Genomic DNA, 13,105 nt, shown 5'->3' with positions numbered 1-13,105 from the left:
AGCCATTATTGCACCCATCCTAATACGTTCGTGACGCTCATTGCACCAACAATCCCTAAACAGGTTGCGAGGGTTAATAAACTGGCCATCACAAAGCGAGCGATGCCCATATTGATGTAACCTTTAATCATATCGGCAACGGCGTTGATGAGCGGGAAACCCGGGACGAGCATCAATACCGAAGAAGCCATCACTAATTGAGGCTGAGCACCAATACTATAGATCACCGCTTGAGCGGATATTAACGTGGTAACAAAAGCCGTGACAGCGAAGTTAAGTAACGGATTGAAGTGGCGATGGCCGACTTCCTGTCTCACAATCATACCTATGGATGAAGCTAAAAATGTCATCATAAATACCGACCAATCCCCACCTGCAAGGCGACTAAATGCCGCGCACGACAAGCCAATCATGATCACGACTAACCAACGATTATAGCGCTCGGGGCTAATAGCATTGAGTTTCTTTTGCGCCAACTCATAATCGAGAATACCTTTCTCCATCATGATACAAATTCGCTGAACTTGTGTGACAACACGCATGTTGAGCCCTTTATCCGGGCTCCTGCGCGCCGTCGTCACGCAATGCTGTTGATAAACGGTTGTCACAACTAAAGAACTTGCCGACAGTGAGACTTCAACTTCATCCATGCCCGCTGCAATGCCTATACGATGGGTGATATGGCCGACCAATGTGCTCTCTGCACCGTGAGCTAACAGCATTTGACCTGCTTGAGCGATCAGTCTTGATACGTTTCTTTGTTTTGATGCCATGGTTCCTTCCAGCATGCACAATAATTTGGGTTCGTCAGTTTGCCTTATATTAGGTTGAGTAAAAATGATTTAGGTACAAAAAAGCCGCAATATAATATTGCGGCCTTATTTAACTATCTTGCGAATCGCGATTAGTCACGAACATAGATGACGTGTCCATCATCTTCTTCATCGTCCCAATCATCGAAGTCATCACCATCTTCGGTCACAACGTCTTTACCAGCAATCGCATCTTTGTGGTAATCATCCCACATGAAGTCAACTTTCTCTTCTTCAGAAATCTCTTCCTGAGCTCGAGGTAATGTCTCCATAAAGTCAGCCAGCTTATAGCACAGTTCTTTGGTACCTTGCTTGTTCACTGCTGAAATCTTAAAGTGATCATCTTCCCAACCTAGTGCATCAATCACTTCTTGGATGATCTCGTCCGCTTCTTCCTCAGACATTAGATCGACCTTATTGAATACTAACCAACGAGGCTTACCCGCTAGTTTTTCACTGTATTGCTCAAGCTCATCAATGATGGTTAGCGCATTTTCAATAGGGCTAGACTGATCGATAGGCATGATATCAATCACATGCAACAGCACTCGGCAGCGCTCTAGGTGCTTCAAGAAGCGAATACCTAAGCCTGCACCATCTGCTGCACCTTCAATAAGACCAGGAATATCGGCAACAACAAAACTTTTCTCAGGAACAACACTCACCATGCCCAAGCTTGGGATTAGTGTCGTAAATGGGTAATCTGCCACTTTAGGCTTGGCTGCTGACACCGCACGAATAAACGTCGATTTACCTGCGTTAGGTAGACCTAGCATACCCACGTCAGCCAGCAACAAAAGCTCTAGTCTTAGCTCGCGTAATTCACCTTTAGTACCCAGTGTCTTTTGACGGGGTGCTCGGTTAACTGAAGATTTGAAACGAGTGTTGCCAAGACCATGCCAACCCCCTTTTGCTACCATCACTTTTTTGCCATGTTCGGCAACTTCAGCAACGATTTCATTGGTATGAATATCAACGGCGCGAGTACCTACTGGCACTTTCATTACTTTATCTTTACCGCGTTTACCAGTACAGTTTCCACCGCGACCATTTTGACCACGTTCCGCATCATAAAAACGCTGAAAACGGTAATCAATCAATGTGTTAAGGTTTTCATCTGCTTCGATGTAAATGTCGCCACCATCGCCGCCATCACCACCGTCAGGGCCACCTTTAGCCACAAATTTTTCACGCCAAAAACTCACAACGCCGCTACCGCCGTCACCAGCTTGGACTTTTACTACCGCTTCATCTACGAACTTCATCTCTTACTCCGACTACTTCTTCGCGTGTATATCCTAGAGACTTGATGTGCATTCTGCGCGACTCAATATTACGTCAACGAACTACGAATAAACCCATCTTCTAGGCTAAAACAATTATCACTACATTTTAGCAGATGACAGAGACGATTCCCCACTTAACCTATGCGAATTCGAGTAAGTAGAACTTTGTCTCTATCGACTGCTTATAAATAAAAAACCCTGCCGAATCGGCAGGGCTTTTGAATTCAGCTAGAAAGCTAATTTAATAATTGAGCACTAGGCCAATTATTAACCTTCGATGCTTACAAACTTACGGTTTTTAGGACCTTTAACTTCAAATTTCACTTTACCTTCAGTAAGAGCGAAAAGAGTGTGGTCTTTACCGATGCCAACGTTTGTGCCAGCGTGGAACTTAGTACCACGTTGACGAACGATGATGTTACCTGCAAGAACAGCTTCACCACCAAAACGCTTAACACCTAGGCGTTTGCTTTCTGAATCGCGGCCGTTACGAGTAGAACCACCAGCTTTTTTGTGTGCCATTGTTAAACTCTCCTAATCGATTAAGCGTTGATACCAGTGATTTTCACTTCTGTGAACCACTGACGGTGACCTTGTTGCTTACGTGAGTGCTTACGACGACGGAACTTAACGATTTTAACTTTATCGCCACGACCGTGTTGTACTACTTCAGCAACGACTTTGCCGCCCTCAACTAGAGGAGCGCCAACTTGGATCTCTTCGCCGTTAGCAACAAGAAGAACTTTATCAAATTCTACAGTTGCGCCAGTTTCAACGTCTAATTTCTCTAAACGAAGGGTTTGACCTTCGCTTACTCGGTGTTGTTTGCCACCAGATTGGAAAACAGCGTACATATTTTACTCCGCTTTTTCCGCACAGCCTTTTGATTGTTATTTGAACAATGAGGGTGTGCGCTAAACTAATCATCAATAGGGCGCAGATTCTACGCGAACCATTAACCTATGACAAGCCATATTTTAAAAATTTTGGCGAAAAGCTAATCGCCAAAGAAAAGTGCGGCAATAATGCCTTTTAAGCATGTATTAATCAACGTTTTTTAGTGTATTATTCACCAAATTATAATGATCGACTAAGCCTTATAGGCTCTATGCTCAACCGGGTACGTAATGGATTTTAAAGCTATCCAATCACTAACTGCTAGTGACATGGTAAAAGTGAACGAAACGATTCAGGCACAATTGAACTCTGAGGTCAGCCTTATCAATCAATTGGGCTTCTACATTGTCAACAGTGGTGGGAAACGCATCAGACCACTTTTGGCTATATTGTCAGCAAAAGCCCTAGGCTATGACGGGAAAGCTCACACGACGGCAGCCGCTTTTATAGAGTTTATTCACACCGCTACTCTGCTTCATGACGATGTCGTTGATGAGTCAGATATGCGCCGTGGTAAAGCCACCGCAAATGCCGCCTTTGGCAATGCGGCCAGTGTCTTAGTCGGTGATTACATTTACACCCGCTCGTTCCAAATGATGACAGGCCTAGGATCACTACGAATTCTTGAATTAATGAGTGATGCGGTAAACGTTATCGCCGAAGGTGAAGTACAGCAATTAATCAACTGTAACGATCCTGACACCACTGAAGCCAGCTACATGCAAGTTATCTATTCAAAAACCGCTCGCCTTTTTGAAGCGGCCACGCAAGTTGGCGCTATCCTCAATGACGCAGAACCAGAGGTAGAAACTGCCCTTCAAAACTATGGTAAATACTTAGGCACGGCATTCCAGCTTATCGACGATGTGATGGATTACACCTCATCGGGTGATGATATGGGTAAAAACGTCGGCGATGACCTTGCAGAAGGCAAACCAACACTGCCACTGATTCACGCCATGCAACACGGTGAGCCTGAAGAAACAGCGATGATTAGAGAGGCCATCGAGCAATCAAATGGTATTGACAAGATTGACGCCATTCTTGCAACAATGAAGCGCGTTGGTTCGTTAACCTATACCGAAGAACAGGCTTATAAAGAAGCTGACAAAGCGATTGCTGAGCTGAATGTCCTCCCTGAAAGTGTTTACAAAGACGCCCTTGTTGCCTTGGCCTATATGGCGGTAAAACGAAGCGCTTAAAATGCCTCCTGAGACAATTAAAAATGAAAGAGCGAAAAAGAGATAATTCCACATTGTCTCTTTTTCGCTCTTTCAATCATCGAATGGTGATTTAGTAGTATTGGTCGCAGCCATTATGAAGTTGCAGATTCTCATCAATCTCATCAATGGACAATGCCCATTGCAGTTCACTGCCTGATGGTGCCACCAGTACAGACCCTGACACCTCATCAATCACTAACACTTTACCCACCCCATGCTGAGACTCTACCCACATCCCTTGACTCACATCTTTAATATCCATACCCCTACTCCTTCTTTATCATCGTATCTCTACATACCGATATAGATAGGGTATAGATCAAAAAACCGATCTTAAAAAGATCGGTTTTAGTCTTAATTACGCGTGGTACAGCAAGAATGCCTATTTAGCGAATTCGATACCAAGTTCAATATCTTTATTCAACGTTTCTAGCATGCCGTCAAGGGCCGCTTTCTCGTAGTCACTCAATTCGCCGTAGCTTAGGATGGCTTCCGCGCCATCTTTACCTAACTTCACAGGCTGTGCAAAGAATGGAGCATGCTCACCCTCACCTTCAACATAAGCGCATTCAATGACATTCTCTTCACCTTGTAGGCCTTTCACCAGCGCGAGACCGAATCGACAAGCCGCTTGTCCCATAGACAACGTTGCCGAACCACCACCCGCTTTCGCTTCTACAACTTCAGTACCGGCATTTTGGATACGTTTGGTCAACGCTTCTACTTCTTCAGCGGTGAATTCCACACCTTCTACTTGAGATAGCAAAGGAAGAATTGTCACACCAGAGTGACCACCAATAACAGGAACACGAACGTCGCCTGGATCTTTATCTTTTAAGCCCGCAACAAACGTTTCAGAGCGGATAACATCCAATGTCGTAATACCAAACAGCTTACGCTTATTATAAACGCTTAGCTTTTTTCAGCACTTCTGCTGCAATAGGTACCGTTGTATTCACTGGATTCGTGATAATCCCGATACACGCTTCTGGACATACTGCCGCAATACGCTCCGCCAAAGACTTGACGATCCCAGCATTTACATTAAACAGATCCGAACGATCCATGCCTGGCTTGCGAGCCACACCAGCAGAAATTAACACAACGTCCGCACCTTCTAACGCCGCAGCGTTGGGTCTTCTCCAGCATAACCTTTGATAGAGACAGGAGTCGGGATGTGACTTAAGTCAGCAGCAACGCCCGGAGTGACTGGTGCAATGTCGTAAAGGGCTAAATCTGAACCAGCAGGAAGGCGGTTTTTCAATAGAAGGGCTAAAGCTTGACCGATGCCACCTGCGGCACCAATGACAGCTACTTTCATGGGCGTTCTCCTTGAGAGAGGTTCTCTTATTAATAGTTTTGTAGGGTAATTTTTCATCAGTTAAAGAAAATCTATAATATTCACTAATCGATTACAATCAATTAACCTCAGCTTTGCGAGGTCGCGCACCTCACCAAATACGTGCTACTAAATTAGCACGATATCCCTCGAATAATAACCTTCTTTTTTCTTGGTTTTTATGGAGTTATAGCACTTTATTTAGCTATAAATAATAGTGATACTGTCGACATAAACTATGGATTATTTGGTCAACAAACGGGTTCTGTGCAACAATAGACGGATCACTGCAAGTCGGACCAATTTAAGAGGCGTTTATGCGCAATAATGATAAACAAGACAATCTCGTTCGTGCATTTAAAGCACTGCTAAAAGAAGAACGCTTTGGCTCACAAGGCGAGATCGTTGATGCACTAAAAATTGAAGGGTTTGAAAACATCAACCAATCAAAAGTGTCACGCATGCTAACAAAATTCGGCGCAGTGAGAACGCGAAATGCCAAAATGGAAATGGTCTACTGCTTACCCGCAGAACTCGGGGTACCCACCGTTTCTAGTTCACTACGCGAGCTTGTACTCGATATTGATCATAACAACGCGATTGTTGTCATTCACACCGGGCCTGGCGCAGCACAGCTTATAGCAAGGCTACTTGACTCGCTTGGTAAAGCGGAAGGCATTCTTGGTGTTGTCGCAGGCGACGATACTATTTTTATCACCCCTACGCTCAACATTACCACCGAACAACTCTTTGACTCAGTCTGCGATTTATTCGAATACGCGGGCTAGTTTCAAACAGTAACATTCAGAATAATGTGTCACGGAACACTGGGTTTCGTGATACACATCACATCTTAAATAATCCAACATCGCTCCCAAAAATACACTTAACTTATTGTTTTAAATAATCTATACCACTCCAACCCAACTCCCCTACAACCTTCTGGCACAGATAAATCACCTATTTTTATTAACAATATGATAATTTTCTTCCAAATTATTTGGTATGATTGCGCTACTTTTTCAACAAACGGATTGAAAAAGATGCCGTTTCCGCATAGGAAACCTCTGAAGACGACTATAGTTATTCAGGGTTAGTAATGAATAAAGGAAGGGAAATTCATGGCATTGAAGAAACTTATCAAAATCGGCGTTATTGCAGCTGCCGTTATGGGCGCGGGCGCAGCTAATGCTCAAGAGTTCATCACTATTGGTACTGGTTCAGTAACGGGGGTTTACTACCCTACTGGCGGTGCAATTTGTAAGCTGGTCAATAAAGGTCGTAAAGATCACAACATTCGTTGTTCTGTTGAGTCAACGGGCGGTTCAATTTACAACGTGAACACGATGCGTGCTGGTGAGCTAGACTTTGGTGTTGTTCAATCAGATTGGCAATATCATGGCTATAATGGTACGAGCAAATTTGAAGACCAAGGTCCTTACAAAAAACTTCGTGCTATGTTCTCTCTACACACAGAACCTTTCAATATCATTGCTCGCGCCGACTCTGGCATTGAAAATGTTAGCGATCTAAAAGGCAAGCGAGTCAACATTGGTAACCCGGGTTCTGGTGACCGTGCAACAATGGGCGTGGTCATGGATGCCATGGGTTGGACAAACAGTGACTTTAAACTGGCTTCAGAGCTAAAAGGCTCTGAGCGTTCACAAGCTCTGTGTGACAACAAAATTGACGCATTTGTTTATGTCGTCGGTCATCCAAACGGATCAATCAAAGAAGCCACCACATCTTGTGATGCTCGTTTGATCCCAGCAACAGGTGTTGAAGTCGACGAAATCGTTTCTGCCAACCCATACTACGCATACAGCTCGGTTCCAGCAGGTATGTATCGCGGTTCTGATCAAGATGTGAAGAGCTTCGGTGTAGCCGCAACTATGGTGACAACATCAGACGTGTCTGACGAAGTAGCTTACAATGTTGCAAAAGCTGTCTTTGAAAACTTTGACACCTTCAAGCGCTTGCACCCAGCCTTTGCAAACTTGAAAAAAGAAGACATGGTTAAAGCAGGGCTTTCAATCCCTCTTCACCCAGGTGCTGAAAAGTACTACAAAGAAGTCGGTCTTCTTAAGTAATACGCCAAGTAGGGAAGCATCGCTTCCCTACTGTTTTCTTAAATACCATTACTCAAAATAAATGAAACCAGATGTCTTATCTGGTTTGGCTAATTGGGCTCAACGTTCACAGCCCACTACTTTCTAGCCAAATATACACAACAACAGCCACACCTTCGTATCCTTTGACTACACTGTTTAGAGGCGAAATAGGGCTCTATACCTAAATGACTTGCAGAGACAAGTTGGTCATGCTCACGAGATCTCAATCGACATAAGAAACGATGGGATAGTAAAAAGCGCACCGACTCACCACCGCTACAAGTAAAAAGGGATAATCCGTTGTTGGGAAACATTGGACCATGAATAATAAAGGATAAAGTACATGACGCAGACATCACAACCGTCGCAAGATGTGCAAGAAATGGTCGCGCAAGCCGATACTGGAGCACGAAGCCCACAAGGAATACCAGCGAAGATCCTCTGGTTTGTACCTTTGTGTTGGTCGCTATTTCAACTTTGGTATGCTTCTCCGCTACCATTTATTTTTAATTTTGCCGTTCTCAATGACACTGAAGCGCGTTCAATCCATTTAACGTTCGCTATTTTCTTAGCTTTCACCGCTTATCCAGCGATGAAATCCTCCCCAAGAGACCGAATTCCAGCGATAGACTGGGTATTAGCATTGTTGGGCAGCTTTTCTGCCGCCTATATCTTTCTCTTTTACACCCAACTCGCCGAACGTTCTGGTGCACCTACGACCATGGATATTGTCGCAGCTGTCACTGGGATGATCTTACTCCTTGAGGCGACACGACGCGCATTAGGTCCTCCGCTCATGGTTGTTGCGGCAGTCTTTCTGCTGTACACCTTTGGTGGTCCTTATATGCCTGACGTCATCGCACATAAAGGGGCAAGTTTAAACAAAGCCATGTCACACCTTTGGCTGACCACTGAAGGGGTATTCGGTGTCGCTCTAGGCGTATCCACCTCGTTTGTTTTCTTGTTTGTACTCTTTGGCGCGATGCTAGAACGAGCTGGTGCTGGTGCTTACTTCATTAAAGTTGCATTCTCTTTGCTTGGGCATATGCGTGGTGGACCAGCAAAAGCGGCGGTTGTCGCTTCTGGTCTATCTGGACTGGTCTCTGGTTCATCCATCGCCAACGTGGTGACCACAGGTACGTTTACTATTCCGCTCATGAAACGGGTGGGTTTCCCGGGAACCAAAGCCGGCGCTGTTGAAGTTGCCGCTTCCACCAATGGCCAGCTAACACCACCAATTATGGGTGCGGCGGCATTCCTAATGGTCGAATATGTAGGTATCTCCTATGTAGAAGTGATTAAGGCGGCACTACTTCCCGCGCTCATTTCCTACATTGCCCTAATTTATATCGTACATTTAGAAGCCTGCAAAGCGGGTATGACAGGACTACCTCGCCGCCATAACCCGACGCTGGTTCAAAGCCTATTATCATTTACGGGCACCATTTTAGGGCTTTGCGTCATTAGTGCCGCCGTCTATTATGGGATTGGTTGGACTAAAGGGGTATTTGGTGATGCTGCAACACCGATTGTTGGCGTAGCCTTGCTTGCTTCTTATATTGGCTTGCTGAGAATTTCTGCCCGTTACGCTAAAGAAGGTGTGATGGAGATTGACGCTGAGTTAACCGAAGTCCCAGACCCAGGACCAACCATTAAATCTGGTTTGCACTTTTTGCTGCCAATCGTTGTCCTAGTATGGTGCCTTACTGTTGAACGATTCTCTCCAGGCTTATCCGCGTTCTGGGCAACAGTGTTCATGATTTTCATCTTGATTACTCAACGTCCGCTGATCGCAATAATGAGCAAATCGGATGATGTTGTACAACAAGCAAAAGCCGGATTTGTTGACCTTGCCGAAAGCATGGTATCTGGTGCTCGTAACATGATTGGTATCGGTGTCGCGACAGCCGCTGCTGGTATTGTGGTTGGTGTCGTTACTCTAACCGGCATTGGCCTTGTCATGACCGACTTCGTTGAGTTTATTTCCGGTGGTAGCATCATATTAATGTTGTTGTTTACCGCGGTAATTAGCTTGATTCTCGGTATGGGCTTACCGACCACGGCCAACTACATCGTGGTATCAACCCTGATGGCGCCGGTGATTGTCACCTTAGGCGCGGCCCATGGTCTAATTATTCCGCTTATTGCCGTCCATCTCTTTGTGTTCTACTTTGGTATTTTGGCCGATGATACCCCGTCGGTTGGTCTCGCGGCTTTTGCCGCTGCTGCGATCGCTAAGTCAGACCCAATCCGTACCGGTATACAAGGCTTTACCTACGATATTCGTACCGCTATTTTGCCATTCATGTTCATTTTTAATACTCAGCTTCTGTTGATGGGTATAGATTCATGGTGGCATCTCGCGCTCACGGTTATTTCATCCATCATCGCGATGCTTATTTTCTCTGCCGCGACTCAAGGATGGTGGTTGACCAAAAATAAGTGGTGGGAAACGGTATTACTATTGGTACTCACCTTTACCTTCTTCCGACCTGGTTTTTGGTGGGACATGGTTTACCCAGCAAAAGTTGTTTCACCCGGGATTGAGATAGCGCAAATCACTAAAGAGCTAAATGTTGGACAATCCATCGAATTACGAGTAGCTGGTGAAACCTTTGATGGCAAAGCCGTAGAAAAAACGGTTCGCCTACCATTTGATGACCGCGCTACCACAGCCGAAGATAGAATCGCCTCGATGGGACTCATGCTCACAGAAAATGACGGTAAAATGATTATCGACATGGTTGAGTTTGGTAGTCCTGCGGAAGCTTCCGGACTTGATTTTGATTGGGAAATCCAATCCATCATACAAGATGCGGAACGACCAATGAAAGAGTGGATGTTTGTCCCAGCGCTACTCATACTCTTAGCCATGGCTATGAATCAAAAACGTCGTGCTCGTAGGGAAGCGTTAAGCGCGTAAGACAGATAAGGCTCCCAATGTAGGGAGCCTTAAATAAGGACAAAGCGACCTCACCTAGCGTGAATTAAGAAGAGAAATCACATGTATAAACAGATCCTTGTTCCTGTCGATCTAAATGATAAAGGCTTTTCCGATAAAGCTGTAGAGATCGCGGTTTGGCACGCCAAACATTCCAATGCGGAAATCCACCTTCTGAATGTACTACCAGGCATTCACATGTCGATGGTCGCCACATACTTTCCTAAAGATGCCGCAGCTAAAATGAAAAGCGATGTAAAAGCACAACTTAAAGCATTCGCTGATCAACATATTGATGACGAAGTGATCTTTAAAGTTCATGTCGCCGAAGGTAAACCCTACGCGACTATCTTAGACTTTGCCGAACGCCTTGGCGCTGACTTGATTGTTATGCCAAGCCATAAACGCTCAAAAATTGATAAAGTGGTGCTTGGCTCTGTGGCGAGTAAGGTCGTACAAAACTCCCCAATTAACGTATTGGTCGTCAAACCACAAACAGACTAACCCTAAGATCAGTAGCAATAAAAAAGGTAGCATATGCTACCTTTTTTATTGCTAAAGCATCGCAGCGTTATACTAAGCCTTACTCGTCACCATCCCATAAACGATATAAATCACACCACTCGGTTTAATTCTGAGCCCTGCTGAAAAGCCTCTAAGTTATCAACCAATATATTACAGAGCTTTTGTATCGAAGAGTCGCTGCCCCATGCCACATGAGGCGTTAGTAACAATGTCGGCAAGTCTTGATTCATAATCAAAGGGTTATCTTTTGGAGCTGGCTCTTGAATAAAAACATCAACGCCTGCCCCAGCAATCACACCTTGCCGTAACGCATCCACTAACGCGTGTTCATTGACTAAACCACCCCGTCCGGTATTAATTAGCACCGCCGTTGGCTTCATTAACTCGAGTTCGTGCTTATCAATCAGATTTACAGTGGACTCTGTCAAAGGACACAACAAACACACTGCATCAGACTGTTTAAGGACGCTATCAAACGTCTGATAGCCCGCTCGAACCTCCGATGCGCCTTTTCGCTCAGCAAACACCACCTTCATCCCTACCGCGGATGCCAGCTTGGCCGTTGCTTGTCCCAGTGTACCTGAGCCGATAATACCCAAGGTTGACCCAGCCACGTCTCGAATCGGGTGCGTAAAGAAACAAAACTTACCCTGTTTCTGCCACTCACCTTGAGCAATATCATTATGATAAGCGCTAATGTTTCGAAACAAAGCAAACAATAGCCCTATCACGTGTTCGGGAACCGATTGAGTCGCATAACCTTGAATATTAGAAACGGCGATACTCCGAGACTGGCAGTAAGAAAGATCAACATTATTAACGCCCGTTGCCGTCACTGCAATGTGCCGTAACTTGCTTGCCTGCGCTAACACCTCTTCACTTAGTACCACTTTATTCGTCACGATAATATCTGCATCCACGATCCGCTCTGCAATCTGCGACGGCGTGGTGTCGGGATAATTCAACCACTGATGTTCAAATGATAACGGCGCTATTTTAATATGAGACGGGATAGTATCTCGATCCAAAAACACGACAGTTGGTGCACTAGGTTCGTGCGAGTTCAAACACTTTTCATAGGACGGTGGTTTAGATAAATCGTGATGTGTATCGGTCATAGAGCATCCTTAACTGGCACTGACCGATAGTCTCAATCCGGTCAAATCAACATTTGGGTAGAGTTCTATAATCCGGTAAAACTGGCGCAGGGTCAAAATGTTCAATCACCATTTGCTCCGCTTGCGGATAAAACTCACACGGGACAAAAATAGCACTCAGCGCCAACGTTTCTGGATGATAAAAAGAAAGCTCCGTAGCATGAAGTGCCAACGTGTCTGAATACTGCTTTGCTTCATCATGCGCATAAAACTCATCCCCCACAATCGGATGCCCGATTGCCAACAAATGTACACGTAACTGATGAGAGCGACCAGTAATCGGAAACAAGCGCACAATGCTGGTTTTCCCTTCTTCTGCCACCACCTGATAGTAGGTCTGTGATGGCTTACCGTCTTGATAACATACTTTTTGCCTTGGTCTATTCGGCCAATCGCAAATCAGAGGTTCATCAATCAACCCCTCTTTGGTTTCAGGCGTGCCCCATACTCGCGCATAGTAAATTTTATGGGTCAGTCGATACTGAAATTGCTTCTTGATCGCACACTCTGCTGGCTTATTTTTTGCCAGTAGCATCAACCCCGATGTGGACATGTCTAGCCGATGTACAACTTGGATTTCCGGATACTCAGCACGCAGCTGGCTCCACATACTATCGTAGTGCTCTGCGGCTCTCCCTGGCACTGACAACAATCCAGAGGGCTTATTTACCGCCAGGATGTCCTCGTCTTCATAGACGATATCAATCCAAGGGTCAGTGGGTGGGGTATAGCTTAACATCGCCATAGTGCTTACCGATATAAAGGAGGTTAAATACAGATATAAAGGAGGTTAAATACAGATAAAGGTAACCCT

At 45.1% G+C, this 13,105-nt stretch carries 12 protein-coding genes and 1 pseudogene; 5 read left to right on the top strand and 8 right to left on the bottom strand.

What is annotated here, in order from left to right:
• Positions 1 to 5: 5 nt before the first annotated feature.
• From AC0L66_RS03355 to rplU, 4 genes are all read right to left on the bottom strand, one after another.
• Positions 6 to 773: a threonine/serine exporter family protein gene (locus AC0L66_RS03355; protein WP_265676245.1), complete on the bottom strand. Its 768-nt coding sequence runs from the start codon at positions 771 to 773 to the stop codon at positions 6 to 8.
• A gap of 131 nt (positions 774 to 904) precedes the next feature.
• Positions 905 to 2,077 carry an Obg family GTPase CgtA gene (cgtA, locus tag AC0L66_RS03350; protein WP_250617469.1) on the bottom strand — a complete coding sequence of 391 codons (1,173 nt, stop codon included), beginning with the start codon at positions 2,075 to 2,077 and terminating at the stop codon, positions 905 to 907.
• A 288-nt stretch (positions 2,078 to 2,365) separates the two neighbouring features.
• Positions 2,366 to 2,620 (bottom strand): 50S ribosomal protein L27, encoded by a 255-nt coding sequence (rpmA, locus tag AC0L66_RS03345; RefSeq protein ID WP_250617468.1) that lies wholly within the window; start codon positions 2,618 to 2,620, stop codon positions 2,366 to 2,368.
• Between the two features lie 20 nt (positions 2,621 to 2,640).
• Positions 2,641 to 2,952 carry a 50S ribosomal protein L21 gene (gene rplU / locus AC0L66_RS03340; RefSeq protein WP_005437376.1) on the bottom strand — a complete coding sequence of 104 codons (312 nt, stop codon included), beginning with the start codon at positions 2,950 to 2,952 and terminating at the stop codon, positions 2,641 to 2,643.
• A 273-nt stretch (positions 2,953 to 3,225) separates the two neighbouring features.
• Here rplU and ispB point away from each other — a divergent pair, with 273 nt between their 5' ends.
• Positions 3,226 to 4,197 carry an octaprenyl diphosphate synthase gene (gene ispB, locus AC0L66_RS03335; protein ID WP_265676246.1) on the top strand — a complete coding sequence of 324 codons (972 nt, stop codon included), beginning with the start codon at positions 3,226 to 3,228 and terminating at the stop codon, positions 4,195 to 4,197.
• Between the two features lie 91 nt (positions 4,198 to 4,288).
• Here ispB and AC0L66_RS03330 read toward each other — a convergent pair whose 3' ends face one another.
• The gene (locus tag AC0L66_RS03330) at positions 4,289 to 4,480 is read right to left on the bottom strand and encodes a hypothetical protein (protein WP_265676247.1); all 192 of its coding nucleotides are present in this window, start codon (positions 4,478 to 4,480) and stop codon (positions 4,289 to 4,291) included.
• Positions 4,481 to 4,600: 120 nt separating this feature from the next.
• Positions 4,601 to 5,539 (bottom strand): annotated as a pseudogene (gene mdh, locus AC0L66_RS03325) (malate dehydrogenase).
• A gap of 335 nt (positions 5,540 to 5,874) precedes the next feature.
• Between mdh and argR the strand changes: the two are divergent.
• The 4 genes from argR (at position 5,875) to AC0L66_RS03305 (ending at position 11,113) form a co-directional block, all read left to right on the top strand.
• Complete coding sequence (gene argR, locus AC0L66_RS03320) at positions 5,875 to 6,345, top strand: transcriptional regulator ArgR (RefSeq protein ID WP_265676249.1); 471 nt, start codon at positions 5,875 to 5,877, stop codon at positions 6,343 to 6,345.
• 333 nt (positions 6,346 to 6,678) lie between these two features.
• Entirely contained in the window at positions 6,679 to 7,647 is a 969-nt protein-coding gene (locus tag AC0L66_RS03315) for a TAXI family TRAP transporter solute-binding subunit (RefSeq protein WP_265676251.1), read from the top strand.
• Positions 7,648 to 8,011: 364 nt separating this feature from the next.
• The gene (locus AC0L66_RS03310) at positions 8,012 to 10,591 is read left to right on the top strand and encodes a TRAP transporter permease (protein ID WP_473568378.1); all 2,580 of its coding nucleotides are present in this window, start codon (positions 8,012 to 8,014) and stop codon (positions 10,589 to 10,591) included.
• An 81-nt stretch (positions 10,592 to 10,672) separates the two neighbouring features.
• The gene (locus AC0L66_RS03305; RefSeq protein WP_265676253.1) at positions 10,673 to 11,113 is read left to right on the top strand and encodes a universal stress protein; all 441 of its coding nucleotides are present in this window, start codon (positions 10,673 to 10,675) and stop codon (positions 11,111 to 11,113) included.
• Positions 11,114 to 11,223: 110 nt separating this feature from the next.
• On the opposite strand, the gene AC0L66_RS03300 is transcribed toward AC0L66_RS03305, so the two are convergent.
• Complete coding sequence (locus AC0L66_RS03300) at positions 11,224 to 12,252, bottom strand: D-2-hydroxyacid dehydrogenase (RefSeq protein ID WP_265676254.1); 1,029 nt, start codon at positions 12,250 to 12,252, stop codon at positions 11,224 to 11,226.
• Between the two features lie 46 nt (positions 12,253 to 12,298).
• Complete coding sequence (locus AC0L66_RS03295) at positions 12,299 to 13,036, bottom strand: RluA family pseudouridine synthase (protein ID WP_473568376.1); 738 nt, start codon at positions 13,034 to 13,036, stop codon at positions 12,299 to 12,301.
• Positions 13,037 to 13,105 lie beyond the last annotated feature (69 nt).

This window comes from Vibrio sp. GJ43-1 (genome assembly GCF_055808835.1).
The sequence above is the reverse complement of the archived record's forward strand: the minus strand, read 5'-3'. Positions and strand labels throughout refer to the sequence as shown.

Coding starts and splice junctions, on each gene's coding strand:
- AC0L66_RS03355 (WP_265676245.1), bottom strand. CDS start 773: ATGGCATCAAAACAAAGAAACGTATCAAGACTGATCGCTCAAGCAGGT.
- cgtA (WP_250617469.1), bottom strand. CDS start 2,077: ATGAAGTTCGTAGATGAAGCGGTAGTAAAAGTCCAAGCTGGTGACGGC.
- rpmA (WP_250617468.1), bottom strand. CDS start 2,620: ATGGCACACAAAAAAGCTGGTGGTTCTACTCGTAACGGCCGCGATTCA.
- rplU (WP_005437376.1), bottom strand. CDS start 2,952: ATGTACGCTGTTTTCCAATCTGGTGGCAAACAACACCGAGTAAGCGAA.
- ispB (WP_265676246.1), top strand. CDS start 3,226: ATGGATTTTAAAGCTATCCAATCACTAACTGCTAGTGACATGGTAAAA.
- AC0L66_RS03330 (WP_265676247.1), bottom strand. CDS start 4,480: ATGGATATTAAAGATGTGAGTCAAGGGATGTGGGTAGAGTCTCAGCAT.
- argR (WP_265676249.1), top strand. CDS start 5,875: ATGCGCAATAATGATAAACAAGACAATCTCGTTCGTGCATTTAAAGCA.
- AC0L66_RS03315 (WP_265676251.1), top strand. CDS start 6,679: ATGGCATTGAAGAAACTTATCAAAATCGGCGTTATTGCAGCTGCCGTT.
- AC0L66_RS03310 (WP_473568378.1), top strand. CDS start 8,012: ATGACGCAGACATCACAACCGTCGCAAGATGTGCAAGAAATGGTCGCG.
- AC0L66_RS03305 (WP_265676253.1), top strand. CDS start 10,673: ATGTATAAACAGATCCTTGTTCCTGTCGATCTAAATGATAAAGGCTTT.
- AC0L66_RS03300 (WP_265676254.1), bottom strand. CDS start 12,252: ATGACCGATACACATCACGATTTATCTAAACCACCGTCCTATGAAAAG.
- AC0L66_RS03295 (WP_473568376.1), bottom strand. CDS start 13,036: ATGGCGATGTTAAGCTATACCCCACCCACTGACCCTTGGATTGATATC.